Genomic DNA, 25899 nt, shown 5'->3' with positions numbered 1-25899 from the left:
GCGGTGGCTACGGTGCGCTCGGGGACGGGGAGGGCGGGCCCGCGCGTACGGCGGGCGGACGAGGCGCGGGCGTGCGGCGTACGGGGCGAGGGTTCCGTGCGCGTGCGTACGGTGGGCGGTGGGGCGCCGGGGCGGTTCATCGGCTGCTCACGGTGGTGCGGAGGGTGTGCCGGGTGCAGGCCGCGCGCAGGTGCTCCAGGCAGTCGCGGGTGGCGTCGGGCCCGCCGATCAGGCCGCCCTTGGTGGCGAAGAGCAGTCCGTCGTGCGGGCCGCCCACCAGGTGGCCGGCGATGGCGAGCGGCAGCACCTCGGCCTCGATGGCGAAGCCGTCGGCGCCCAGCGCCGACGTGACGGCCGCCGCGACATCGCCGCCGGACGCGTACAGCCCGCCGGGGCTCAGCTCGGCGACCGCGCGGCGGGTCACCTCGGCGAGGCAGCGCAGGAGGCGCGCGGCGGTGTCGGGATCGGGTGCGGGGAGCGGTCCGCCGGGCGCCGTCGGTGGCGGCGGGGCCACCCGGACGCCGAGCACCGTGGCGCCCTCCCCCGCCGCCTGGCGCAGCGCCGCGAGCACCCGGTCGGCGTCCGGGGCGGCGGGGTCGAGGTCGGCCCACCGGGCGCCGAGCGTGGTTTCCGTACGGGCGAGTTGGGTGCGGGTGCGGTCGGTGACGCTGCCGACGACGGCCAGGAGCCGGGCGGGAGCGCCGTCTTGGGGCCGCAGGCCCAGCTCGGCGGCGAGCGCGGCGCCGAACGGGCCGGAGTCCAGGGCGACCCAGCGGACGGCGTCCTCGGCGGTGAGGCGGGCGGCGGCCACCGCGAGGGTGTGCAGATGGTCGTTCTCGGTGGCGTCGCAGACCACGATCTCGGCCGGGTCCGCCCGGAGCGCCGCGGCCACCGCATCCGAGCCGCGTTCGACCACGTCCAGGGTCAGCTCACCCGTGGTCCGCCGGGTCTGCGTGCCCAGCACGGTGGCCACCCGCGAGTGCCGTACGGGGTCGAAGGGGTCGCGGGCGACGGCCGTACGGGTCAGCGGTACGCCGTCGACGAGGTGCAGGCCGCCGACCGTGCTGCGGCCGGCGTCGGGGAAGGCTGGGACGGCCAGTGTGCGGATCCGGGCCGAGGGGTCTCGGGTGGCTGCGAGGTCGAGCACCGCGTCGAGCTCGCTGCCGGGGTTGCCGCGCAGGGTGGTGTCGACGCGTTTGACGATCAGGGGTGCCCGGCCCGCCGTCTCGGCGACGGCGCGGACGGCGGCGTAGGCGCGGGCGGAAGGCCAGTGGCGGGAGGCGGTGTTGACGACGAGCACGTCCACCCGGTCCACCCAGCGCTCGACTTGGGGAAGTGCGCTGACGGTGACGGCCCGCAGGCCGAGCCGCGCGTAGAGCGCGCCGGTCGCGTTGGCGCCGGTGAGGTCGTCTCCGATGACGAGCACCTGGGCCACGAGGGCTCCTCCCGTCGGCTCGGTGCCGGCACGGCCCCGATATCCTTGATGAGTGAACCGCGCATTTTTGATTGCGCGATCCACGCAACTCGTGGCCTCAGACTGGCTACTCGCCGAGCGGGCTGTCAAGAGGTGTGCGGGGCCCGGCTCCGGCGGCGCGGACCGACCACCCCGCGTCCGCGAACGCGCCCAGCCGCCGGTCGTCGCCACCGGAGATCAGGCCGGTGCCGGCCGGCATCGCCGCCCAGTGGGGAAAGCCTCCGTCCCCGCCGAGCTTGGAGTGGTCGGCGAGCACCCAGGCCGCCCGGGCGCAGCCGGCCATCGTCTCCTTGAGAGCGGCCTGGTCGGCGTCCGGGCAGTTGATGCCTCTGCGGGGGTCGAGCCCGTCGACCCCCAGGAAGGCGAGGTCCGGGGTGAGCCGGCGCAGCGCCTGTTCGGTGCGGATGCCCAGCAGCGACTCGTTCGGGCGCCGCAGCCTGCCGCCCAGCACCACGACCTCCACCCGCGCGTCGGCCAACTCGACGAGTGTGGAGAGCCCGTTGGTGACGACGGTGATGTCGGTGCGGTCGCGCAGCTCGTGCGCCAGCCGGGCGACCGTGGTGCCCGCGTCCAGGAGCACCACGTCGCCGCTGCGGACCAGCGCGGCGGCGGCGCGGGCGATGGCGTCCTTCGCGGTGCGCTGCTCGCGCTCCTTGTCGTGCCAGGAGCGCTCCACCGCGCGGTGGTCGACCGCGCCGCCGTACGTGCGGGTGATCCGCCCGTCGGCGGCCAGCGTCGCCAGGTCGCGGCGCACGGTGGACAGCGAGACATCGAACTCGGCCGCCAGGTCGTGCACGCTGATGTCGCCCGCGCCCAGCAGCTCCACCATCCGCTCACGCCGGCGCCGGGTGGCCGAACGCTCCCCATTGGTCACGACTGTCCACCTCTCAAGTTGCGCGATTCACGCAACTTGAGACTAACAAGTCGACGGCTCCCCCGAGCGGTGACCCGTTACGGCGGTGGACCGTCAGGCGAGCACCTTGGCCTTGGCCTTCTGGAACTCCTCCTCGGTGATGTCCCCGTGTGACTTCAGATCGGCGAGCTTGGCCAGCGCCTCCGCGTGCCGGGCGGCCGCGTCGTCGGTCCCGGCGGTCTCCCGGAGGTAGCTCCGCAGTTGTTTCTGCTGCTGCTCGGCCCGGGCGACCTCGCGTTCGGTCATGCTGCGGCCCCGCGCGAGCACGTAGATGAAGACGCCGAGGAACGGCAGCACGAGCACCATGACCAGCCACCCCGTCTTGGCCCAGTTGTTGAGGTCCGAGCTGCGGAAGATGTCCCCGATGATCCTGAACAGCAGGAAGAACCACATCACCCAGAGGAAGACCAGGCACATCGTCCAGAACGCGTTGAGCAGCGGGTAGTCCATCACGGCCTCCTTCGGTCCGCGCCGTCACCCTCAAGCATCCTCGACGTCGGCCCCTCCCGCGACCACATCACGGTCGGGCAGCGTCTGCTCGGTCCAGATGACCTTGCCGCCGGAGGTGTACCGGGTGCCCCAGCGCTCGGCGAGCTGCGCGATCAGGAAGAGACCGCGTCCGCCCTCGTCCGTGGTGGCGGCCTGCCGCAGATGCGGCGAGGTGCTGCTGCGGTCGGACACCTCGCAGATCAGCGCGGTGTCGCGGATCAGCCGTACGCGGATCGGCCCGGAGGCGTAGCGGATGGAGTTGGTGACCAGCTCGCTGAGGATCAGCTCGGTGGTGAACGCCTCGTCCGCCAGGCCCCACTCGATCAGCTTGCGGACCGCGGCGGCCCGGACCTGGGCCACCGCGGAGGGGTCGGGCGGCACGTCCCAGTCGGCGACGTGCGCGGCGTCCAGCACCCGCGTACGGGCGACCAGCAGCGCGATGTCGTCGCTGGGGCGCTCCGGCAGCAGCGCGCCGAGCGCGGCCTCGCAGATCTCCTCCGGGGACTGTTCGGCGTGGCCGGAAAGGGTGCGGGTCAGCAGCGCCAGGCCCTCGTCGATGTCCCGGTCGCGGTCCTCGACGAGCCCGTCGGTGAAGAGGACCAGCCGGCTGTCCTCGGGCAGCGGCTGCTGCCAGGTCTCGAAGGGCAGCCCGCCGAGCCCGAGCGGTGGCCCGCCCGGTACGTCCGCCAGCTCGGCGGTGCCGTCCGGCCGCACGACCAGCGGCTGGACGTGCCCGGCGCGCGCCATGGTGCAGGTACCGGTCGCCGGGTCGTAGATGGCGTAGAGGCAGGTCGCGCCGGTGACCGGGGCCTCCGCCCCCTCGGCCCCCTCGTCCTGGTCGATGCGGGTGACGAGCTCGTCGAGGTGCCAGAGGATCTCGTCGGGCGGCAGGTCCAGGTTGGCGAAGTTGTGCACCGCGGTGCGCAGCCGGCCCATGGTGGCGGCGGCGTGCAGACCGTGCCCCACGACGTCCCCGACGACCAGCGCCACCCGCGCGCCGGGCAGCGGGATGATGTCGAACCAGTCACCACCGACGCCGCCGAGCCCGCCGCGCCCGGCCTGCGCGGGCAGGTAGCGGTAGGCGGCCTCGACGGCGTTCTGCTCCGGCAGGCCGCGCGGCAGCAGGCTGCGCTGCAGGGTGACCGCCATGTTGTGCTCGCGCGTGTAGCGGCGGGCGTTGTCGAGGCTCACCGCGGCGCGGGCGACCAGCTCCTCGGCGAGGGAAAGGTCCTCCTCCTCGAACGGCTGGGGGTTCTGCGAACGCCAGAAGAGGACCACGCCCAGGATGGCGCCGCGGGCCCGCAGCGGTACGGCGATCATGGAGTGGATCCCGCGCGAGACGATCTTCCTGGCGCGCTGGGGATGCTGCAGGTGCCAGCCCCGGAAGGCGGCCAGATCCGGTTCGAGCACCGGCTCGCCGCTGGTGAGCCCGGCACCGAGCGAGGTCGACAGATCAAAACGGATCAGTTCACCGACCGGATAGAGCCCGGTGTCCGGCGGCGCGCCGGACACCGCGGTACGCCGCATCGTGATGTCCGTGCCGGTGACGCGCGACGGCTCCTCGCCGGTCAGCACGTCCTCCACCAGGTCGACGGTGACGATGTCGGCGAACCGGGAGGAGGCGAACTCCGCCAGTTCCTCACAGGTACGGACGACATCGAGGGTCGTGCCGATCTCGGTACCGGCGTCGTAGAGCAGCTTCAGCCGCCCACGGGCGACGTCGGCCCGGCCGGTGAGCGCCCGCAGCTCGGTGGTGTCGCGCAGGGTCGTCACGCTGCCCGGCGGCCCGCCGGCCTCGTCCGTCGAGCGCTGGTTGACGGCCAGCAGCCGTTCGCCGACCGGGTGCACCTCGTCGGTGACCGCACGGCCGGAGGCGAGCAGCTGGGCGGTGGCGGGATCGAGGCCGAGCTCGGTGGCCTGGCGCCCTTCGACGTCCGCGGGCAGGTCGAGCAGCCGGCGCGCCTCGTCGTTGGCGAGCAGCACCCGGCCGTCGCCACCGACGATGATCACGCCTTCCCGTACGGCGTGCAGCACCGCGTCGTGGTGCTCGTACATCCGGGTCATCTCGGCCGGGCCGAGGCCGTGGGTCTGCCGGCGCAGCCGCCGGCCGACCAGGGCGGTACCGCCGAGGGCAAGCACGAGGACGCCCGCCGCGGCCCCGAAGAGCAGCGGGAACTGGTCGTCAACGACGCCACTGACCTTCTTGATGGTGATGCCGGCCGAGACCAGCCCGATGACCTTGCCGTCGCTGCCGAAGACCGGCACCACGGCCTGAACGAGGGGCCCGATGGTGCCGACGATCTTCTCGGTGACCACCCCGCCGGACAGCGCCGGCTGCAGGGTGCCGACGAACTTCTTGCCGATCCGGTTCTTCATCGGATGCGTGTAGCGGATCCCCTGCGTGTTCATCACGACGATGAAGTCGACGCCGGTGCTCTTACGGGCGGCCTCCGCGCGCGGCTGCAGCACCGCGGTCGGGTCGGGACTCTGCAACGCCGCCTGCATGCCCGGCGCGTTCGCGAACGACTGGGCGACCGCGAGCGAGCGGTGGCGGGCCTCGCGTTCCGAGTCGGACCGGGACTGCAGCACGAGCGCCGCCATGGCGGCGGCGACCAGCACCACCACGATCGCCACCTGCAGGAGAAAGACCTGACCTGCGACAGTTCGCATCCTGAGAACCGAACGCGGGCGGCCGTAGCGTCCGGCCATGTCCTCTTTCTACACCTCCCGCATACGGTGGGCGAGCCGCGCACTGCGGAGCGCAGCCTCCACTGGAGCCCGTGCCGTGCCGGACGGCCTCACGGGCTGTTCGAGGATCGTCCCGTGATCCGGGGCCGGACGCCAGAGGGCGGGAAGACCCCTGGGTAGGTTTTACTGCCGCACATATGCGAAGGTCTTCGACGAAGGGGACATAAGCGCCGGTCAACGGAGCGGTTCGGGCGGCCCGACCCCGCCCGGTTTCTGGACTGTGCATGTAACTCTCCCCACAGGTTTGAAGCCGTACAGGGCAGGGGAAAGGCCGCCGCGTGACCCGCGCTTCGGCACAACGTGCCTGGTCAGCGCGGCCCGGCGAGGCCCGGAAGCGGGCCGGGGGACGACGTGGGGGCCGATCTTGGCGTCGTGTACGCCGGTCCGGCGGTATGAGACGTTCGTGGGCATGCATGTTCCAGAGGAGATCCGTGCCGAGGCGGCCGCGCTCATCGACCACCACGCGCTCGGACTGTGGAAGCCCAACGACGCCGACCGGCGAGCCGCCGTGGCGCTGTTCCGCTTCCTCGAAACCGGGCAGCCCCTCACGGGCGAGCAGGTCCGGTCCGTCCTGGCACACGCAGAACCGGCCGACGGCGCCACCGAGCGGCTGCTGCAGCTGCTCCGGATGACCGCCGCGCTGCTCGACGACGCCCCGGCAGCCGAATCCCCGGTCGGCCGCGACGCCGTCGACCACGTATGCCTCCTGCTGGACGCCCTGGCACTCTCCCGGCCCGCGGAGCACTGAGGGCCCCGGAGACCACTGACGAAGCGGGGACGCCCGCCCACGGAGCGCGGAGGCCGCCAGCGGGCGGCGGGGGCGCCCGGCGAGCGCGGCCCCCTTCCCGCCCGCGGAGCGTCAGCGGCAAGACGCCGCAGCGCACCTCCGTGGCCCTTCCGACCCCTGGCTCTTGGCGACGGGCAGCCTCGCGCCTCTCTGCCGCCTCTCCCCAGGCCCTGGCTCGTCACTTGGCAGGCTCTCGCACTTCTGCCGCACCACAGCCACCAACTCGTCCCCGGGCCCGCCCACGCACCTCTGCCGCCCTCCCCCAGCCGTAGCTCGTCACCGGGCAGGCCCTCGTACCGCTGGCGCCCTCCCTCCCCCAGCCCCTGGCTCGCCACCGGGCAGACTCGGGCGCACTGCCGTCCTCCCGGCCGCAAGTCCTCAGCGGGCGGGCCCTCGTACCGCTGGCGCCCTCCAAGGCTCGGCCACGGGCGAGTGTGCCCGTACGGCCGCGCTTTCCCGGCCGCAGGCCAACCTCCCCGTCGACTCACATGGCCGCGGCTTCCAGCGCAGGCCCACCTCCGGACCGACGCAGCCGGCTGCCCTCCCTCGGTCTCCCGCGCCTCCTCCCCGCCCCGTTGCCCCCGCCTCCCCCACCCCGCCAGGGGTGGGCACCCGCGTCACTACACCCGCCCACCCCCCGAAGGGGGGTGGGCGGCGGGGAAAAACAGGAGCGGCAGGAATGCAGGAAACCAGGCAACCACCAACCGGTAGCCGCCACCCAACCGCCAACCGGAAGCCACACAGCGCCGACAAGGCTCCACGCAACCGCCAAGCCCGCCCGGCGCGTACGCACCGGGCGGGCTTGGTACTTCTCGGTGGGAGCCGCTGCCGCAAGGAACTCGGCAGGCATCTTCAGGCCCCTGCAAGGCCGGCGGCGGCACCCGCCCTCCGGCCAGGAGGGGCCGCGAGCCGGCCGGCGCTCCAGTCGCCGGCCGGTCGCGGCGCGGCCCTACGCGGGGGTGGACGCCGCAAGCGGCGCCTCGACCGGTGCCTGCTCGTCCTCGGGGACCGAGATCACCCAGTGCGTCTCCTGGCGGGGGCGGAGGTAGAAGGCCCAGTACAGCGCGGCGACGGCGACGATGACGCCGGTGATGACGAGGCTCTTGACGCTCTGCTGGTAGAGCACCCAGGCCAGCACCACGATCAGCAGCGCCGGGATCGTCGGCCACAGCGGCATCCGCCAGGCCATCCGGTGCTTGTGGTCGCCGCGGCGCGAGACCAGGGCGCCCAGGGCGACGAAGACGTACATCGCGGCGACCGCCACCCCGGTGACCTCACTGAGGGTGTCCAGGTTGACGAAGCACAGCGCCGCTCCGGGGACACCGACCGCGAGGGTGGCCGCCCACGGGGAGCCGAAGCGCCGTCCGACGTGCGAGAAGACGCGGTTGACCGGGGTCGGCCAGGCGGCGTCGCGGGCCGAGGAGAAGACCACCCGGGAGTTCTGGATCACCATCACGATGGCGGCATTGATGATCGCCAGGGCGATGCAGAGGCTGACGAAGGTACCGACACCGGAGTTGCTCCACTGCACCACCATCCCGGCCACGTCACCGGCGCCGAGGGTCTTCAGGTCGGGCGCGCCGAGAGTGATGGCGATCACCGGGATCAGTACGACGGCCGCGCCGATACCGAGGGTCCACAGCACGGTGCGGGAGACGTTGCGGCGCGGGTTCTCCATCTCCTCGGCGAGGTACACCGCGGTGGAGAAGCCCTGAAGGATGAAGAGCGCGGTGGCGAGTCCGGTCACGATCAGACCGGCGGTGACGGCCGTGGTGTGCCCGTGACCGGCGTCGATGACGGGGTGGACGAGCACGGAGGCCGAGCGATGGGTGTGGGTGAAGCCGAGGAAGGCGACGACCGCGCAGGCCACGACCTCGAGTACGAGGAAGATGCCGGTGATCCAGGCGTTGGCGCGCAGGTCGAGCAGGCCCATGGCGGTGGCCAGCAGCATCACGGCGGCGGCCGTCAACTGCGGATCGAGATGGATGATCGGTGCCAGATAGTCGGCCGTGCCCAGCGCGATGATGGGCGGCACGATCATGACGACGATCAGCGAGAGGATGAAAACCAGCCATCCGGCGAGGCGACCCATGAGGGTGCCGACCATGGCGTACTCGCCGCCGGAGCTGGGGATCAGCGTGCCGAGTTCGGAGTAGGTGAAGGCCACCCCGATACACAGCAGGCCCGCGATGGCGATGGTGAGCGCGGTGCCCGTGCCCAGGCTGGCGAACGAGTCCGGCACGATCACGAAGAGCGAGGACGCCGGCGTCAGGCACGAGAGCGTGAGCAGGGTTCCGCCCACCACGCCGATCGAGCGGGTGAGTTTGGGGGCGTTGGCAGCGTCCCCTTCCGCTGCACTACGGGTGTCCCGCGGCGATGCTGCGGTGGCAACAGGCGTGTAGGGCATATCGGTCATCCGTATCCCATCGGTGCTGGCGGCAGGAGGGCACTTACGGGGAAGTGCGCGGTGAAGCGGCGTGAACCCGGCTGCTCACAGGCGCCGCTTTGGTGACCGAATAAAACCCCCGCCGTCGACCGACGTCAAGGTCTTGTTAACAGGGTGAGACAACGAAATCCGTAGCTGTTGAGCAGGCAAATACCCGTATCCATGTCATGGACGCGGTGTGGAAGCGGATTTCGCGGCCGAGGTAAGCGCGTAAGGGATCCGGCCACCGTGTCCGGAAAGGCACCGTCGAATCCGTTGCGGTACAGCCGTACCGGGAGCGAACTTCAGGAAGGAAGGTGCGGTCCGAAGCCCAGGAGCGCACCGGGCCGTACTCCAGGAGTGCACCGGGCCGGGCTTCCGGAGCAGACCTCCGGTGGCGCGCTCATTCCTCCGGGCCGTGGACCCGGGCGATGAGCAGGGCGACGTCGTCGTGGCCGTGCTCGTCGCGCAGGTCGCCCAGCAGGCGGTCGCACAGCCGCTCCAGATCTTCCTCGGGCTCGGCGAGCAGGGTCAGCAGCTTCTCGAGGCGGACGTCGATGGCCTGCTCGCGGGTCTCGATCAGCCCGTCCGTATAGAGCACCAGCTGGTCGCCCTCGCGCAACGGGACCGTGATCTGTTCGAACGGGACGCCGCCGACGCCGAGCGGGGCGCCGGTGGGCAGATCGAGCAGCTCGGGCGGCCGGCCGGGACGTACCAGGACGGGCGGCAGGTGCCCGGCGACCGCGATCCGGCACAGGCTGCGGCGCGGGTCGTAGACGGCGTACAGGCAGGTGGCGAAGGCCGGGTCGAGGCCCCCCGCGATGTGGTCGAGATGGCTGAGCACCTCGGCGGGGTCGAGGTCGAGGTCGGCCAGCGCACGGGTGGTGGTGCGCAGCTGGCCCATGGTGGCGGCGGCGTTGATCCCGCTGCCCATCACATCGCCGACCACCAGGGCGGTCTTGTCGCCCGCCACCGGGATGGCGTCGAACCAGTCGCCGCCGACCTCGCTGGCGGCCTGGGCGGGCTGGTAGCGGTAGGCGATCTGCATCGCCTTGGGCTGCGGCGGCCGGTGGTTCATCAGGTGGCGCTGCAGGGTGAGCGCGGTGCGGCGTTCGCTCTGGTACGAGCGGGCGTTGTCGATGCAGACCGCGGCCCGCGCCGCCAGCTCGACGGCGAGCACCGCATCGTCCTCGTCGAACGGCTCGGCGTTGCGTGCGCGGTAGAGCGAGAGCGCGCCGAGCACCTCCCCGCGGGCGATCAGCGGCACCGCCAGATAGGAGTGGACTCCGGCCTCCGCCAGCAGGACGGCTCCCGCCTGGTCCGCGGCGATGCGTGACAGGTCCTTCTCGTCCACCTGGGCGACGCGGACCGGGCGGGCCTCGGTCACACAGCGGGTGATCAGCCGGTCGGCCTCGTAGGAGGCGATCTGGCCGGTGGGGTCGGCGGCACGTATCGCGTCGGTCTCGTACGCGGTGGCGACCGCGAGCGCACGGAAGCGGGCGGGGCCCCCGCGGGACAGCGCGGTGGGGCGCCGGCCGTCCAGGACGGCGTCGAGGACGTCGACCGCGGCCATGTCGGCCAGTTCGGGCACGATGACATCGGCCAGCTCGTGGGCCGTCTGGTCGACGTCGAGGGTGGTGCCGACGGTGGCCGAGGCGTCGGCGATCATGGCCAGCCGCCGGCGGGCGCGGGCGGCTTCGGTGGCGGACCGGTGCTGCTCGCTGACATCGACGACGGAGGTGGCCAGGCCCAGCACCCGGCCGTGGGCGTCCTCCAGCCGGTAGTAGGACACCGACCATGCCTGATCGGCCTGGGGGTCGACGGCGGTACAGCCGACGGTGTACTGGTCGAGCAGCGGCCGCCCGGTGGCGAGGACCTCCTCCATCCGGGAGACGATGACCTCGGCGTCGAGGAAGGACAGCGCGTCGCGGACATGGCGGCCGATGTGCTGTTCGGCGGGCAGGTCGTTGATGCGCTCCAGCGCCGGGTTGACCATGACGAAGCGCAGCGCGGTGTCCAGGACGGCCAGGCCGATCGGTGACTGGGCCACCAGCCGTACGGACAGCGCCAGGTCCCGTTCGACGCGGCGCAGCACGGCCTGGTCGGTGGCGATGCCCAACGCGTAGGACTTGCCGTGCTCGTCCGTCAGGCGCATGTTGCGAAATTCGACGAGCCGGGTGCTGCCGTCCTTGTGCCGGATCGGGAAGACCCCGGCCCAGCTCCCGCCCCCGGCCATGACCTCGGCGAACAGTCGCAGAACGAGCTCGAAGTGCTCGGGCTGGACGAGGAGCTGGGCGGCCGGTCGGCCGAGTGCTTCCGCCGCGGTCCAGCCGAAGAGCGCCTCGGCCTGCGGGCTCCACAGGGCGATCCGTCCCTCTGCGTCCAGCATCACGGCGGCGACGCCCAGCACGTCGAGCAGGCCGCCGGGCTGTCCCGGTGTGGCCCCGACCGGGGTGGCACCCTCGGGGAACGCGTCGGTCGCACCCATCCAGGCACTCCTTCCGCCGGTCACCGCTGACCGACAGCCGTGGCGCTCTCCGTACATCGGCCGATTCTCGCCGTACTCGTGTTGCCCTCCATCATCTCCCGACACGGGACGGCCCCGCAGGGAGAGCGAGAGCCGCAGGGCAAGGGCATCCCGTGCGCGAGGGAGCATTATCCGCCGCGGTCCGCAGGTCGGCGACCTTGTTGACGATATTCGGGGCGACGATTCCGGCCGGGCTGCGGGCGCGGGTGGAGCGGCCGGCGGCCTTGTGGGGCAAGGGCCGTGGCCGGGCACGGCCGGCAGGCGAGGTCCCCGCGGCAGCCTCCGACTTGGGAATGTTGATCTCCAGCGACTACGCTAGCTTTGTTGCCTCTAGCAACTAAATATCGTCATTGCGCTCCGGCGGCAGGGACCGCGTCCGCCGGTGTCAGGAGGAAGCCCGCCATCATGTCCATCACCGATCGGACGTTCCGTACCTACGTGGAGGAGAATCTCGATGCACTTAGCGCAGACCCGGCGCGTGAGGCCCTGGTCCACCAGGGACGCCGGGTAACGGCCGGCGAGTTCCGCTCCCTGGTCCACCGCCTGGCGCGGGCACTCAGCGCCCGCGGCGTCGGCCGCGCGGACACCGTCACCCTGCTCAGCGGCAACCTCCCGGAGACGCTCGCCGCCCGCTACGCGGCCAACCTCGTGGGCGCCCGGGTCAACCACCTCTACAACAAGCTCTCCGCCGAGTCCCAGGCCCACATCGTCCGCGATGTCGAGACCCGCGCGCTGATCGTCGACCCGCGGCTGAGCGAACGGGCGGCCGAGCTCATCGAGCTGGCGCCGGTGCCGGAGGTCCTGGTGCTCGGCCCCGCCAAGGTGGGCGCCGATCTGCTGGAGCTGGCGGCCGGCCAGTCCGACGAGCCGTTCGCCGGCCGGGCCGAGCCCGAGGACGTGTGCACCATCCGCCACACCGGCGGTACCACCGGCCACCCGAAGGGCATCTGCACCACCTTCGAGCAGACCCGCTGGTTCCACGGAGTGCTGCCGGAACAACCGGAGTTCGAGCGCCGCCAGCTGGTCTGCACGACCCTGGCGCACGCCGCCGGGCTGATGGCCGACAGCACGCTGCAATCGGGCGGGACGATCGTGCTGCTGGACGACTTCGAGCCCGGCACCGTGCTCGCCACCATCGCCCGCGAGCGCATCACCGACATGTTCCTGCTGCCGCCGCTGCTCTACCAGCTGATGGACCACCCGGACGCACCGCACACCGACACCTCCAGCCTGCGGATGCTGACGTACGGCGGCTGCCAGGCGTCGCCGGCCCGCATAGCCGACGCGGTGCGGGCGTTCGGCCCGGTCCTGCTCCAGGGGTACGGGCAGAACGAGGCCGGCGGCATCAGCGTTCTCACCCAGGAGGATCACGACGTCGACCGCCCCGACCGGCTGCGCTCCGCGGGGAAGGTGCTGCCCGACGTGGAGGTGGCGATCCGCGACGAGTCGGGCCGCGATCTGCCGCCCGGCGAGCACGGCGAGGTATGCGTGCGCTCGGCCATGATCATGAAGGGGTACTGGAAGCAGCCGGAGCTGACCGCCGAGGTGCTGCGGGACGGCTGGCTGCACACCGGCGACGTCGGATTCCTCGACGACGAGGGCTACTTGACCATCGTCGACCGGATCAAGGACATGATCGTCGTGGTCGGCGGCCATGTGTACACGACCGAGCTGGAGGACCTGCTGAACTCGCACCCGCAGGTACTCCAGAGCGCGGTCTTCGGTGTCCGTGACGCCGACCGCATGGAGCTGGTGCACGCCGCCGTCGTCCGGCGTCCGGGCAGCTCCGTCGACGCGCAGCAGCTGCGCGAGATGGTCTGCGCCGCGCGCGGGGCGATGTACGAGCCGGCCCGGATCACCTTCGTCGACGCGCTGCCGCTGACCGATGCCGGGAAGCCGGACAAGAAGGAACTGCGCCGGCGGGCCGAGCAGGAGGCCGCTGCCGCCGGCTGACGCAGTGGGGCCGCCGCAGCTGAACGCTGCGGCGGCCTCGCTGGACTGCTCCTGATCAGATCAGGCCGAACAGGCCACCGAACCCGAAGGGGCCGAAGCCGTTGCCGAAACCGTTGCCGTAGCCGAAGCCGTTGCCGTAGCCGCCGAAGCCGCCGTAGCCGAAACGGTCGTAGCCGAAGTGGTGGTGGTGGCAGCCGTGGTGGTGCCGGTGGTGGTTGCGACCGTGGTGGTCGTAGCTGGCCGACTGAGCGACCGGCTTCTCGGGGGCGGCCGAAGCCACACCGGCGAGCGGGACGACGGTGGCGGCGGCGATGGCCGCGGCGGCCACGGAACGGCCTATGATCTTGCGCATTTGCGTTCTCCTGTTTGGCAGGAAATCTGACATTGCGATGAATACCGCGCCGGGACGCAAACCCCGCAGACACGACGAACAGCCACTCCAACAGCCCCAAGAATTGCTCCAACCGAGGCAATGAAAAGGCAAAGTGATTCCGCGTTCGCCATGTTCAGAGCCGGATGACGACGAGCGCGGTGTCATCGGTGGCTCCGCCGGGCGGAAGCAGCTCGGCCAGCAGCGCGTCGGCCAGCGTCTCGGCATCGGCGCCCCGGTGCCGGGCCAGCGAACCGGCCAGCCGGGCCAGACCGACGTCGATGTCCTCGCGGCGGCGCTCGATCAGCCCGTCCGTGTACAGCACCAGCACCGCGTCGTCGGTGAAGGGGACCCGCGCCTCGGGGCGGTCCACATGCTCCGGCCGCGCCCCCAGCGGCGGGTCGGTCGCCCCGTCCAGCAGCTCGACGGTGCCGTCCGGGTGCAGCAGGGCCGGCGGCGGGTGCCCGGCGCTGCTGTACGCGATGGTGTGGGTGGTCCAGTCGATGATCGCCTGAGCCACCGTGGTCGATTCCGCGCCCTCCACGGAGCGCGCGTAGATGCCCAGCACCTCCAGCGCCCGGGCCGGGCCGTCGGCGACCTGGGTAGCGGCGCTCAGCGCGCTGCGGAGCTGCCCCATCACACAGGCGGCGTCCAGCCCGTGCCCGACGACGTCGCCGACCGCCACCGCCATCCGGTCGCCGGGCAGTTCGGCCAGGTCGTACCAATCACCGCAGACGTTCAGCGCGCCGATGGCCGGCCGGTAGCGGACCGCCGCCCGGTGGTGCCCCACCGGGCGCGGCCTGGGCAGCATCGCCTCCTGGAGGGCCAGCACCACCTGGCGCTCCCGGGCGTGCGAGGCCCGCAGCCGGTCGTTGACCTCCTGGAGCTCCTGGGCCCGGGCGTAGAGTTCGGCCGCCATCCGCTCCCGGTCGCCGTGTGCCCTGGCACCGGCCCGGACGATCTCGGTGACGTCCTCGACCCGGTGCACGACCAGCTGGACCCGGCCGGCGGCGTCGAGGACGGGCGAGTTGACCGGGCTCCAGTACCGCTCCGCGAACACCCCCGGCCGGCCGGGCGCCTCGATGTCGTACCGCTGCAACGCCATGGTGTCGCGCTCGCCGGTGGCCACCACGCGCTCCAGTGACGCCAGCAGATTGCGCATGCCGGACGCGTCGGGGTCGGCGGGGTTGTCGGGGAAGACGTCGAAGAGGTAGCGGCCGATCACCTGGCGGCGGTCCCGCCCGGCCCGGTGCAGCAGGGTCTCGTTGACGTCGAGGATGACGAACTCCGGGCTGAGCAGCAGCAATCCGCCCGGGAGCACCCGGAACACCGCCTCGTAGTCGATCGGTGTCCCGTTCACGTGCGGTCCGTGTCCGCCGGGGCGGCCCGCCGGGCCGGCGCGGGCCCGCCGCTCGCCGCCGGTGCGTTCCTGTCCTTCGCCACGTGCGAATGTTCCCGTCCGGACCCCGGACGCGCATGCCGGGCCGGGGCGGCCGCGCGCCGGCCGGCGGGCGAACGGCCAGGCCGGCCCGGGCGTGCGGCGATCACTGCCGGTGCCGCCGTTCGGGTCCGCCGGCACCGGACGCGCCGGCCGGCCTCAGCGCTTGCGGGCCCGGCTGGGCTGTACCCGGGCCGGCTCGCCGGGCATCTTCGGGTGGTCCGGCGGGTAGGGCAGATCGCCCAGGCCCTCGTCCGCCGCGTGCCGGTCCGCGAGCTCCAGGACGGAGTCCAGCCCGAAGGCGTGCTCCGCCATGTCCGCGTGCACATCGCCGAGTTCGGCGAAGCGCGGCGGTACGGTCCGCAGGTCGAAGTCCTCGGGCGCGGCGTCGGACAGCTCCTCCCAGCGCAGCGGGGTGGAGACGGTGGCGCGGGGCCGGGCGCGCAGCGAGTAGGCCGAGGCGATGGTGCGGTCCCTGGCCATCTGGTTGTAGTCGACGAAGACCTTCTCGCCGCGTTCCTCCTTCCACCAGGCCGAGGTCACCAGCTCCGGCATCCGGCGCTCCATCTCCCGGGCCAGGGTGATCGCGGCCCGTCTGACCTCGGTGAACGTCCAGCGGGGGCGGATCGGCACATAGACGTGCACGCCTCGGCCGCCGGAGGTCTTGGGCCAGCCGCGCAGCCCGTGTTCCGTCAGCAGGCCGCGCAGCTCGTGGGCGACCCGGACGGCGTCCGCGAAGTCCGTACCGGGCTGCGGGTCGAGGTCGATCCGCAGTTCGTCGGGGTGCTCGGTGTCGCCGCGCCGCACCGGCCACGGGTGGAAGGTCAGACAGCCCAGGTTGGCCGCCCAGACCACGGCGGCGGGCTCGGTGGGGCACATCTCGTCGGCGAACCGCCCGCTGGGGAAGGCGATGCGGGCGGTGGGCAGCCAGTCCGGCAGGCCCTTGGGCGCCCGCTTCTGGTAGAAGAACTCGCCCTGCACGCCGTCGGGGAAGCGCTGCATGGTGGTGGGCCGGTCGCGCAGGCCCCGCAGCACCCCGTCCGCGACGGCGAGGTAGTACTGCGCGACGTCCAGCTTGGTGAAGCCGCGCTCCGGGTAATACGTCTTGTCCGGGTTCGACACGCGCACCGTGCGTCCCGCGACGTCCAGCTCGACAGCTCCGCCTCCGGCCATGCCTCCACGCTAGGTTGCGGCTGTCGGTGGCGCGCGCCAGGAGCGTCCGCCCCCGGCCGGGTACGGCCGCCCGGCGCGCGGGACCCGGCCGCAGCCCTCAGGATCGGGACCATGCACCTGCCTGTCATGCCCCCGGTCTCCCCGATGCTCGCGAAGCTGGTGACGGACATCCCCGCCGGCATGCAGTACGAGGCCAAATGGGACGGCTTCCGGGTAATCGTCTTCCGGGACGGCGACGAGGTCGAGATCACCAGCCGGACCACGAAACCGCTCACCCGGTACTTCCCCGAGGTGGTCGCCGCGGCGCGGGAACAGCTGCCGTCGCGCTGTGTCGTCGACGGGGAGATCGTCATCGCCCATGACGGGCGGCTGCACTTCGAGGAACTGCTGGAGCGCATCCACCCCGCGGACTCCCGGGTCCGTACCCTCGCCGAACGCACCCCCGCCTCCCTCGTCGCCTTCGACCTGCTGGCCCTGGACACCCGGGCGCTGACCGCCGAACCGCAATCGGCGCGCCGGGAGGCGCTGGTCGAGGCGTTGCGGCCGGCCCGGCCGCCGGTGTACACGGCGCCCGCGACGACGGACCAGGAGCTGGCGCGCCGCTGGTTCACCCAGTTCGAGGGAGCGGGGCTGGACGGGGTGGTGGCCAAGCCGCTCCATCTGCCGTACCGGCCCGGCGACCGCGCCCTGTACAAGATCAAGCATGCCCGCACCGCGGACTGTGTCGTCGCCGGCTACCGGCTGCACAAGAGCGGGCCGGTGGTCGGCTCGCTGCTGCTGGGCCTGCACGACGCCGAGGGGCAGCTCCAGCACGTCGGGGTGTGCGCCTCCTTTCCGATGGCCAGGCGCCGCGCGCTCGTCGAGGAGCTGGAGCCGCTGCGGCTGGACGACGTCACGGAGCACCCGTGGGGGGCGTGGGCGGACGAGGCGGCGCACGCGTCGCGGCGGATGCCGGGCGGGCCCAGCCGGTGGAGCGGCGGCAAGGACCTGTCGTGGGTGCCGCTGCGCCCGGAGCGGGTGTGCGAGGTCGCCTACGACCACATGGAGGGCGACCGGTTCCGGCACACCGCGCAGTTCCGGCACTGGCGGCCCGACCGTACGCCGGAGAGCTGCACCTACGACCAGTTGGAGGAGCCGGTGGGCTACGACCTGGGGGAACTACTGCACGCCGACCGGTGAGGGCCGCGGCTCAGCGCGGGCCGTTCTCCGGCGGCCAGCGGCGCCGGCTCTCCCCCGGCGCGAGCCGGTCGACCACCTCGGCCAGCTCCCGGCAGGCCAGTTCGATCTTGCGCCGGATGGCGTTCTGCTCGGTGACGATCGCCGACAGCAGCAGCGCGGTGAGCGCGGCGGACGCGTTGAGCGCCTGGAGGTTGATCATCGCCGCCAGCAGGCTCCGGCCCTGGAACGGCCCGTTGCGGCCGATCGCCGACGAGATCGCCAGCACGGACACGATCAGCACGCACGGGGCCGCGCCGGCCAGCTGGAAGCGCAGCGCCGCCCACACGATCAGCGGAAAGACCAGGAAGAGCAGCGAGATGTCGCTCCTGACCACCACCAGGGAGACCACGACGGTGGCGGCCAGCAGTGCCGCCGCCTCCGCCCAGCGCACCGTGAGGACGTACCGGGGCCAGCGGATCCTCCGCAGGGCGAGCACCAGCGGGGTGATCACGAGGATGCCCATCGCGTCGCCCACCCACCACGCCGCCCAGGCCCGCCAGAAGTCCCCGGGTGGCAGCTGGCCGGCCAGCACCTGGGTGCCGCTGCCCAGCGTCGCGCTGATCACCATCCCGGCGAAGGCTCCGAGGGCGACCAGCGCCACCCCGTCGCGCAGCCGGTCAAGTTCGACGCGGAAACCGACGCTGCGCAGCATCAGGCAGGAGCAGACGGGGGCGAGCGTGTTGCCCGCGATGACGCCGAGGGCGGCGATGTCGGGGCGGGTGAGGGTGGCGATGACCAGGACGGTGCCGAGGGCGATGCCGGGCCAGGTCCACAGCCCCAGCAGGAGCAGGCTGCTCAGCGCGATGCCGGTGGGGGGCCACAACGGCGTGACCACGGTACCGGCGATCACCACCTGGTCGAGCAGGCCGATCCGTGCGGACGCCCAGTAGACGGCGGCGAGCGCGAGGATCGTCAGGATTGCCGGTGCGGGACGACGGAGTACCTCGGGGCGCACCACATCAGCCATCAGACAACGCGGGCGGCCGGGCGCCGGCCACGACACGCGCGCCCGCTCCGCGCTTCACCCGGTCCTGGCCGTCGCCGCCGTCGAAGCGCAGCACGATCACCGCCGCGTCGTCGGTGTGCCCGGTGAACTCCGCCACGCTCATCACCGCCCCGGCCACCGTGGCCGGGCTTTCCCCGGCATTGGCGCTGACCAGCCGGGTCACCTGGTTCAGCCCCGCTTCTATCGGGAACGACGGCCCCTCCACGACCCCGTCGGTGAGCAGGACCAGGGCGCCGGCGGTGGAGAGCCGGCGGTGGGCGACGGGGTAGCTCTCCCCCGGCACGATGCCCAGCGGCAGGCCGCCGGGGTCGTCGGCGAGGCCGAAGCGGCCGTCGGTGGTGGCCCAGACGCCGGGCACATGCCCGGCCCGGGCGCTGGAGAGCGTCCAGGCGACCGGGTCGAAGCGGACGAAGGTGCAGGTCGCGAAGAGCCCGCAGTCCACCGAGAGCAGCAGGTCGTTGGCCCGGCTCAGCACCTCTCCGGGGTCGGCGGCGTGCGCGGCGACCGCACGGAGGGCGAGCCGGATCTGTCCCATGAAGGCGGCCGCCTCCACGTCGTGGCCCTGGACGTCACCGATGGAGAAGGCGAGCGAGCCGTCGGGCAGCGGGAAGCCGTCGTACCAGTCCCCTCCGATGTCGAGCCCGTGGCGGGCGGGCGCGTAGGTGGCGGCGGTACGCAGCCCGGGCAGTTCCGGGAGCCGCTTCGGCAGCATCTCGCGCTGCAGGGCCTCGGCCAGTTCGACGCGGGCGCGCTGCTTCTCGGCGCCCTCCCGTGCCTGCGCGGTCAGCCGGCCGAGCGTCGTCAGCAGATCGTCGGCGCTCGCGGGCGGCGGGGGACGACGCCGAAGCATGGATCGCTCCCAGGTGCATCGGGACATGGGCCTCTGCGGGGGCGCGCCGTGCGGCAGTCCGCGTTGGCTTCCTGACCTGGCCTCATGGGGCTCTCGGGGGGAGAGCCCGCCTTTCCCGATTCATCATATTTGCGCGGTTTGGCTTCCGCTTGACGGCCGACGGGCCCGCCCCCCGGCTCACGCCGCCGCGGGGCGCTTCGCGAGCAGGTGACGGACGCCGGAGCGGACGGCCCAGAAGAAGACCGCGAGCGCCAGGACGGCCACCGTCAGCGAGTCGTACGGGGCGGGGAGCCGGCCGGAACCCTCGAAGGTGCCGAGCCAGGACAGCAGCGTCAGGGCGACGAGGTAGACCACGAGCCAGGCGCCGGTGCGCAGTTCGGCGGCCAGCGGGCGGCTGGGGCCGGCGCCGTCACTCTCGACGGCCGCGGTGCCGCCGCGGGCGCCGGGACGGCGCATGACCAGGAAGATCAGCACGCCGACGAGGACGAGCGGCAGGGCGAGGCGCAGGTCGTGCCAGCCGGACCAGTAGACGAACTCGCTCGCCACGACGAAGCTCAGCGGGGCGATCCAGCGCAGCCCGGGCACCCAGCCGGCGGTCTCGCCGCCCGGTTCGGCACGGAAGACCGCGACGGCGACGGCGGAGGCGGCGTAGATCAGCAGGTACATGTCGCCCATGACGCTCACGATGTCCTGCCAGCCGCCGAACGGCAGCAGGAAGACCACGATGACCAGCAGGTTGATGACCAGTGCCCGGCGCGGGATGCCGTAGCGCTCGTTGACCTTCATGAAGTAGCGGGGGATGGTGCCGTTCTTGGCGAGCGCGTAGGTGTGCCGCGCGTCGATGGCCACGCCCACATATGCCGAGCCGCCGGGCGAGATCACCGCGTCCGCGTAGAGCAGGCTGGACAGCCAGTGCAGGTTGAGGATGAGGGCGAGCTGGCCGAACGGCGAGTCGAAGGAGACGCCCTGCCAGCCGTGGCCGAGGAGGTTCTCGGGGACGGTGAAGAGGAAGGCCAGTTGCAGGGCGAGGTACATGGCCACGGCCAGGCCGATGCCGGTGAGGACGGCGCCCGGGATGGTGCGGCGGGGGTTGCGGGTCTCGCCGGAGAAGTCGAGCGGGGCCTGGAAGCCGTTGACGGAGTAGACGATGCCGCCGCCGGCCAGCGCGGTCAGACAGGCGACGTAGCCGTACGGGGCGAAGCCACCGTGGTCCGTCAGCCGGCCGGTGTGCCAGCCGGAGGCAATCAGCGCGCACACGGTGATCACCGGGACGGCGATCTTGAACACCGAGATCAGGTTGTTGAGCTTGGCGAACATCCGCACCGCGAACCAGTTCAGCACCGTCAGCAGCACGCTGAGCCCGGTGGCCAGGGCCAGTCCGGAGACGGTCAGGGTGTGGCCGTTGTAGATGCCGGGGATGTAGTGCGCGGCGTACTGCATGATCGCGCTGATCTCGGCCGCGGTACCGCCCACCGAGAGCAGCGTCGACCAGCCGATCACGGTGCCCACGAGCCGTCCGCTGGCGAACAGCGGCCAGCGGACCGTGCCGCCGCCCTCCGGCCGGGAGGCCCCCAGCTCGATCAGGACCAGGGCGATCAGACCGCACAGCAGGCCCGCCCCGACCCAGGACAGCAGCGCCGCCGGCCCGGCCACCTGCGCCGCGTACATCGCGGCGAACAGCCATCCGGAGCCGACGATGTTGGAGAAGCCGATGCCGGTCAGCCCCCAGAACCCCAGGTCCCGGTGCAATCGGCGCTCCTGCGCCTGCACTTCCGGTGCGCCGGCCCCGTCGGCCCCGTCTGATACCTGACGCTCTGACACGAAAACGTTCTCCTTGGATTCACTGTTCCGGCCCGCCGGACCCTACTCGACGATCACCGGACGGGAATCCAGCGTCCACGAACGCCCTCAGAAGATCTGGCCGACATCCACCCCGAAGGTCGTCGCGAGGCCCTCCCGGCCCCCGTCGGTGAGGTGTACGACCCGGCGGTACCGGCCGTGCCGGAGCCATTCCAGGGCGAACATCCGGGCGGTGAGCGCAGCGCCGAGCGCGCCCGCCAGGTGGTGGCGCTGTTCGGCCCAGTCGACGCAGTAGCGGACGCCGGTACGGCGGCGGGGCAGCCGGTCCGGGTCGACGCCGAAGGCGCTCAGTTCCTGGTGGCCGTGCGGGGTGACGGCGTAGGCGACGGCGGTGGCGCCGGCCGTACCGGTGTGCTCGGCGGTCAGGATGTCGTTCTCCTGGAGGGCGTCCATCACGGCGACGCCGAGCCGGCCGGCGAGGTGGTCGTAGCACAGGCGGGCCCGTAGCAGCGCCTTGGCGCGGGTGTCCGCGTTCAGGGAGCGCACCGGCAGCGGGCGGGCGATCAGGGCGAGCTGCTCCAGGGCGCGGGCGACGTCCGTGGTGGCCAGCCGGTAGTAGCGGTGTCTGCCGTCGTGCTCGACGGTGAGCAGCCGGGCGTCGAGGAGTTTGGCGAGATGGCCACTGATCGTGGAGTTGCTGACGCCGGCCTCGGCCGCGAGGGCGCTGGCCGGCAGCGCACCGCCCCCGGCGAGGGCCAGCAGCACCTTGGCGCGCGAGGGGTCCCCGATCGCTGCCGCGACATGGGCGACGTCCGTTTCGGTCCGGGCATCCATGAGGTCACGGTACGCCGCCCACGCTTCGGCAGACAGCGAATCGTCCTGGCTCGACGGCACCGCCGCCCGACCAGGACGTTTCGGCATTTGCCGAACCGATGCGGCCGGACACTGACCGTATGAGCCGTCTGCCAGCCCTCCACGCACCGACCGCGCCACCCGGGACCACGGACCGGTACTCAGCGCTGCCGCTGCTCGCCGTGTGTCTGGGCTACTTCATGGTCATCCTGGACGTCACCGTCGTCACGGTGGCCCTCCCGGTCATCGGGACCGGGCTGCACGCCGGGGTGACCGGCCTCCAGTGGGTGGTGGACGGCTACACCCTGGTGTTCGCGGGGCTGCTGCTCTTCTGCGGCGGGCTCGGCGACCGGCTGGGCGGTAAGACGGTGTTCCTGGGCGGCCTGGGCGTCTTCACGCTCGCCTCCGCCGGCTGCGCCCTGGCCCCGGCCGTGACCGTGCTGGTCCTGGCGCGGCTGGTGCAGGGCCTCGGGGCGGCGCTGATGGTGCCGTCCTCGCTGGCGCTGCTGCGGTCGGCGTACCCGGACCGGACGGCCCGCGCCCGGGCGTTCGGCGTCTGGGGCACGGTCGCCGGTCTCGCCGCGGGCACCGGGCCGGTGCTCGGCGGCCTCCTGGTCGCCGGGCCGGGCTGGCGGTCGGTCTTCTTCCTGAACCTGCCGGTCGGTGCGGCCGCGCTGCTGCTGACCGTGCGGCACGTGCCCCGCCCGGCCGCCGACCGCAGCCACCCCGGCCTGGACCTCCCGGCGCAGCTCGCGGCGGCCGGCTCGCTGGCCGGCCTGGCCGGCGGCTGCATCGAGGCCGGGGCGCTGGGCTGGACGCATCCGGCGGTCCTCGGCGCCTTCGCGCTCTGTGCCGCCGGCCTCGTCGCGTTCGTGTGGCTGGAGCGGCGCTCGCCGGCGCCGATGCTGCCGCCCGGCCTGTTCCGCGCACCGGCCTTCTCGGCGTCCGCGGTCATCGGCGTCCTGCTCAACGCCGGCTTCTACGGCCTGCTGTTCCTCGCCCCGCTGTACTTCCAGCGGCTCCACCACTACAGCGCGCTGCGCACGGGGTTCGCGCTGCTGCCGGCCGTCGGTGTGGTAGCCGTCGGCTCCGCGCTGGCCGGCCGGCTCACGGCCCGTACGGGGCCGCGGCTGCCGATGGTGGTGGGTCTGGTCGTGGGCGCGGCGGGGCTGTTCGGCTGGCTGCCGGCCGGCCCGGCCACACCGTACGCCGTGCTGGTGGCTCCGATGGCGGCCGCAGGCTTCGGTACGGCGCTGACCATGCCGGCCTCCACCGCGGCGGTGATGGAGGCCGCGCCCGGCGCGCGCAGCGGTGCCGCGGCCGCGGTGTTCAACGCCGGCCGGCAGATCGGCAGCGCCCTCGGTGTCGCGCTCTTCGGCACCCTGGTCGCCGGCGGGCTCGTCCCGGGTCTGCACGCCGCGGTGGTCCTCGGCGGTACGGGCTTCCTGCTCGCCGCCGTCCTCGCCGCCCGGTACATCCCGCGTGCCGGCAAACCCACCTGACGCCACGTCACCCGGATTCCGCCGGTTTTCCCTCCCTCCCCGGCATGCTTCGGCGGGAGCGGGTAGGGGACGGTGAGGAAGCCGCATCGTTCCGACGGGGATGCCGGCGCCGCCCCGCGGGGCGGATCGAGGCAAGGAGCAGGCCATGACACTGCCGTGGCGACAGGACGAGGGGTGGCGCCGCCGCTACCCGCAGCCCGGGCCCGACTGGACCCGAGGCATGCCGCAGGGGCCGACGGAGCCGCTGACGCCCATGGGGCGCGTCGACCAGTACGGCCGGATGGGGAGCGCGCTGCGCGGTGGGTATCTCGCGCCCTGGCAGCGGAAGGTGATCCTCGGCTTCGTCATCGGTGCCGTCGTGGTCACCGTGGCGGCGGTCCTGCTGGTGCTGTTCGGTTGATCGTCCGCCGAGCGGAGACGCCCGGCGTGCGACACCCGAGGTGAGACGTCCGGCGTCAACTACAGGTCCAGCACCCCGACCAGCAGGCCGACCGGCCGGCGCGGTGCCCCGGGGCGGGGCGCCGCGCGGCCGGGCGCTCCTCGCCCTGGCCACCGTCGGCGGGGGCGCGCGCCCCCGCGAGCTGGGCGCACAGGACGACGGTGAGCGCGGCGAGTTCCTCGGGCTCGGCGTGGCCCTTCTCGATCCGTAGGGAGAAGGCGGACAGGGCGACGGTGGGCTGACCCGCCTCGGCGCGGGCGGCCGCGTCGGCCGGGAGGTCCGCGCGGTCCGCGGTCTCCTCGCTCGGCGCGGTCTCCTCGGCCCGGGCGCTCTGCCCGGTGGCGCCGCTCTCGTCGGTGAATGCGTTCATGGCTGCGGGGTCCGTGGGCTCGGTGGCGGTGCAGGGCACGTGACGCGCCGCCCCGGCGGTGCACCGTCCAGGGTCGGGGTCGTGTTCGTGCAGGTCACAGGGGCGACGCTAAGAGCGTGCCGGGGCGCTGTCGCGCCGAGGGCGGCCCTGCTGCGCCATTCGGGCGGCCGGCCGGCGTCGCTCGCGTGATATCCGGCGCCAGGACCGTGTTGCTCCCCGTCCGCCGCGCCCCGGGCGGCGAGCATCCCGGACAGGTACGGGCAGGCACGCGGCTGCCGGAGGCCGCAGTCAGATGGGCGGGACGATGAGATGTGAACAGGCCGACAGCGGGCGTGCCCTGGCGCAGGACGACGGGCGCCGGGACTTCCTCAGGTGTGCGGCAGGGGTCGCCGGGGTGGCGGCCACCACGGGGCTGAGCGGGGAGGCAGCCGCTGCGGAGCGGCCGCACCTCCAGCGGCGCGACGGTGAACGGCCGCTGCCCGACAAGGTGCCCTTCCACGGCCGGCACCAGGCCGGTGTCGTGACCCCCCAGCAGCTCTTCGCCGGTTTCGTCGGCTTCGACGTGCTGGCCGAGGACCGCGACGGCCTGGTGAAACTCTTCCGGAAGATCACCCACCGGACGCGGGTGCTGACGGCCGGCGTGAAGCCCCGGGACGAGCAGGTCGCCGCTGAGCGGCCGACCCCCGACTCCCTCAGCATCACGGTCGGCGTGGGCGCTTCGCTCTTCGACGACCGGTTCGGCCTGTCCGGGCACAAGCCCCGGCACCTCAAGGCGATGCCGGCGTTCCCCGACGACCGGCTGGAGCCGTCCCGCTGCCACGGTGACCTCTCGCTGCAGATCTGCGCGGAGCACCCGGACGCCATCGTGCACGTGCTGCGGGATCTGGCGCGGGAGACGGACGGCCTGCTGCGGCCCCGCTGGCGCACGGACGCCTTCCTCAATCCGTCCCGGCCCTCGGGGGCGCGGCGCAATTTCCTGGGCTTCAAGGACGGGATCGTCAACCCGGACACCGAATCGTCCCGGGAGATGAACCGGCTGATGTGGGTGACCCCGTCGTGCGGTGAGCCGGACTGGGCGCTGGGCGGCTGCTACCAGGTGCTGCGGCTGATCCGGTTCCACGTCGAGAAGTGGGACAAGGTCCCGCTGGGGCGCCAGGAGCGGATCTTCGGCCGGCACAAGGCGAGCGGCGCGCCGCTGGACGGCCGGCACGAAACGGACGCGCCGCACTACCGCGACGATCCGCACGGCCGGCACATCGCCCTCAACTCCCACATCCGGCTGGCCAACCCCCGGACCGCCAAGACCGACGAGTCCCGTTTCCTGCGGCGGAGTTACAACTACAACGACGGCTTCGACAAGCAGGGCCGGATGAATCTCGGACTGGTCTTCTGCGGCTACCAGCAGGACCCTGAGCGGCAGTTCGCGACCGTGCAGCGGCGCCTCGAACACGAGCCGCTGGCGCACTTCATCACCCCCATCGGCGGCGGCTACTTCTTCGTCCTGCCAGGGGTGCGGGACTCCGACGACTGGTTCGGGTCGCGGCTGCTGAGGAAGCTCTGAGCGC

Annotated in this window: 20 protein-coding genes; 6 read left to right on the top strand and 14 right to left on the bottom strand. The window is 72.7% G+C overall.

The features are described 5' to 3' along the window. Window positions 1-136: 136 nt before the first annotated feature. The 4 genes from OO62_RS12775 to OO62_RS12760 form a co-directional block, all read right to left on the bottom strand. Window positions 137-1435: a four-carbon acid sugar kinase family protein gene (locus tag OO62_RS12775; protein WP_033267470.1), complete on the bottom strand. Its 1299-nt coding sequence runs from the start codon at window positions 1433-1435 to the stop codon at window positions 137-139. Between the two features lie 106 nt (window positions 1436-1541). Then, on the bottom strand, window positions 1542-2348 hold the full coding sequence (locus OO62_RS12770) for a DeoR/GlpR family DNA-binding transcription regulator (RefSeq protein WP_033267469.1): 807 nt from the start codon (window positions 2346-2348) through the stop codon (window positions 1542-1544). A gap of 93 nt (window positions 2349-2441) precedes the next feature. Further along, window positions 2442-2837 carry an SHOCT domain-containing protein gene (locus OO62_RS12765; protein ID WP_033267468.1) on the bottom strand — a complete coding sequence of 132 codons (396 nt, stop codon included), beginning with the start codon at window positions 2835-2837 and terminating at the stop codon, window positions 2442-2444. Window positions 2838-2867: 30 nt separating this feature from the next. Then, on the bottom strand, window positions 2868-5585 hold the full coding sequence (locus OO62_RS12760; protein ID WP_033267467.1) for a SpoIIE family protein phosphatase/ATP-binding protein: 2718 nt from the start codon (window positions 5583-5585) through the stop codon (window positions 2868-2870). 448 nt (window positions 5586-6033) lie between these two features. On the opposite strand from OO62_RS12760, the gene OO62_RS12755 reads away from it, so the two are divergent. Beyond that, on the top strand, window positions 6034-6372 hold the full coding sequence (locus OO62_RS12755) for a hypothetical protein (RefSeq protein ID WP_033267692.1): 339 nt from the start codon (window positions 6034-6036) through the stop codon (window positions 6370-6372). A 988-nt stretch (window positions 6373-7360) separates the two neighbouring features. Here the strand turns inward: OO62_RS12755 and OO62_RS12750 are convergent. Both OO62_RS12750 and OO62_RS12745 read right to left on the bottom strand, forming a co-directional pair. Then, complete coding sequence (locus OO62_RS12750; RefSeq protein WP_051733067.1) at window positions 7361-8827, bottom strand: APC family permease; 1467 nt, start codon at window positions 8825-8827, stop codon at window positions 7361-7363. Between the two features lie 412 nt (window positions 8828-9239). Continuing rightward, window positions 9240-11324: a SpoIIE family protein phosphatase gene (locus OO62_RS12745; protein WP_033267466.1), complete on the bottom strand. Its 2085-nt coding sequence runs from the start codon at window positions 11322-11324 to the stop codon at window positions 9240-9242. A gap of 444 nt (window positions 11325-11768) precedes the next feature. Between OO62_RS12745 and OO62_RS12740 the strand changes: the two genes are divergently transcribed. Further along, window positions 11769-13316: an AMP-binding protein gene (locus tag OO62_RS12740; protein ID WP_033267465.1), complete on the top strand. Its 1548-nt coding sequence runs from the start codon at window positions 11769-11771 to the stop codon at window positions 13314-13316. A 55-nt stretch (window positions 13317-13371) separates the two neighbouring features. On the opposite strand, the gene OO62_RS12735 is transcribed toward OO62_RS12740, so the two are convergent. The 3 genes from OO62_RS12735 to ligD all read right to left on the bottom strand — a co-directional run bounded on the left by OO62_RS12735 (window position 13372) and on the right by ligD (window position 16297). Then, on the bottom strand, window positions 13372-13668 hold the full coding sequence (locus tag OO62_RS12735; protein ID WP_051733065.1) for a hypothetical protein: 297 nt from the start codon (window positions 13666-13668) through the stop codon (window positions 13372-13374). Between the two features lie 154 nt (window positions 13669-13822). Further along, the gene (locus OO62_RS12730; protein WP_033267689.1) at window positions 13823-15046 is read right to left on the bottom strand and encodes a PP2C family protein-serine/threonine phosphatase; all 1224 of its coding nucleotides are present in this window, start codon (window positions 15044-15046) and stop codon (window positions 13823-13825) included. 237 nt (window positions 15047-15283) lie between these two features. After that, the gene (gene ligD, locus OO62_RS12725) at window positions 15284-16297 is read right to left on the bottom strand and encodes a non-homologous end-joining DNA ligase (protein WP_033267464.1); all 1014 of its coding nucleotides are present in this window, start codon (window positions 16295-16297) and stop codon (window positions 15284-15286) included. Window positions 16298-16408: 111 nt separating this feature from the next. On the opposite strand from ligD, the gene OO62_RS12720 reads away from it, so the two are divergent. Further along, window positions 16409-17476: an ATP-dependent DNA ligase gene (locus OO62_RS12720; RefSeq protein ID WP_033267463.1), complete on the top strand. Its 1068-nt coding sequence runs from the start codon at window positions 16409-16411 to the stop codon at window positions 17474-17476. A gap of 10 nt (window positions 17477-17486) precedes the next feature. Here the strand turns inward: OO62_RS12720 and OO62_RS12715 are convergent, their stop codons facing one another. The 4 genes from OO62_RS12715 to OO62_RS12700 form a co-directional block, all read right to left on the bottom strand. Continuing rightward, a complete protein-coding gene (locus tag OO62_RS12715; RefSeq protein ID WP_033267462.1) occupies window positions 17487-18473 on the bottom strand; it encodes an MASE1 domain-containing protein in 987 nt (328 codons plus the stop codon). Between the two features lies 1 nt (window position 18474). Next, the gene (locus OO62_RS12710; RefSeq protein ID WP_051733061.1) at window positions 18475-19371 is read right to left on the bottom strand and encodes a PP2C family protein-serine/threonine phosphatase; all 897 of its coding nucleotides are present in this window, start codon (window positions 19369-19371) and stop codon (window positions 18475-18477) included. Between the two features lie 177 nt (window positions 19372-19548). Beyond that, a complete protein-coding gene (locus tag OO62_RS12705; RefSeq protein ID WP_033267461.1) occupies window positions 19549-21120 on the bottom strand; it encodes an APC family permease in 1572 nt (523 codons plus the stop codon). A gap of 159 nt (window positions 21121-21279) precedes the next feature. Beyond that, window positions 21280-22005 carry an ArsR/SmtB family transcription factor gene (locus tag OO62_RS12700; protein ID WP_033267460.1) on the bottom strand — a complete coding sequence of 242 codons (726 nt, stop codon included), beginning with the start codon at window positions 22003-22005 and terminating at the stop codon, window positions 21280-21282. Window positions 22006-22124: 119 nt separating this feature from the next. Here OO62_RS12700 and OO62_RS12695 point away from each other — a divergent pair, with 119 nt between their 5' ends. Together OO62_RS12695 and OO62_RS12690 are read left to right on the top strand one after the other, a co-directional pair. After that, window positions 22125-23525 (top strand): MFS transporter, encoded by a 1401-nt coding sequence (locus OO62_RS12695; protein WP_078617140.1) that lies wholly within the window; start codon window positions 22125-22127, stop codon window positions 23523-23525. A gap of 145 nt (window positions 23526-23670) precedes the next feature. Continuing rightward, entirely contained in the window at window positions 23671-23925 is a 255-nt protein-coding gene (locus tag OO62_RS12690) for a hypothetical protein (protein ID WP_033267459.1), read from the top strand. Between the two features lie 55 nt (window positions 23926-23980). Here the strand turns inward: OO62_RS12690 and OO62_RS37825 are convergent, their stop codons facing one another. Continuing rightward, window positions 23981-24334 (bottom strand): acyl-CoA carboxylase subunit epsilon, encoded by a 354-nt coding sequence (locus OO62_RS37825; RefSeq protein WP_078617139.1) that lies wholly within the window; start codon window positions 24332-24334, stop codon window positions 23981-23983. 304 nt (window positions 24335-24638) lie between these two features. On the opposite strand from OO62_RS37825, the gene efeB reads away from it, so the two are divergent. Further along, window positions 24639-25895, top strand: a complete 1257-nt coding sequence (gene efeB / locus OO62_RS12680) for an iron uptake transporter deferrochelatase/peroxidase subunit (RefSeq protein ID WP_051733153.1) — start codon at window positions 24639-24641, stop codon at window positions 25893-25895. Window positions 25896-25899 lie beyond the last annotated feature (4 nt).

The sequence above is a fragment of the Streptomyces lydicus genome (genome assembly GCF_000717345.1).
Taxonomy (GTDB): domain Bacteria; phylum Actinomycetota; class Actinomycetes; order Streptomycetales; family Streptomycetaceae; genus Streptomyces; species Streptomyces lydicus.
Note: the sequence above shows the minus strand (reverse complement) of the source record. Positions and strands in the feature narration are given on the sequence as shown.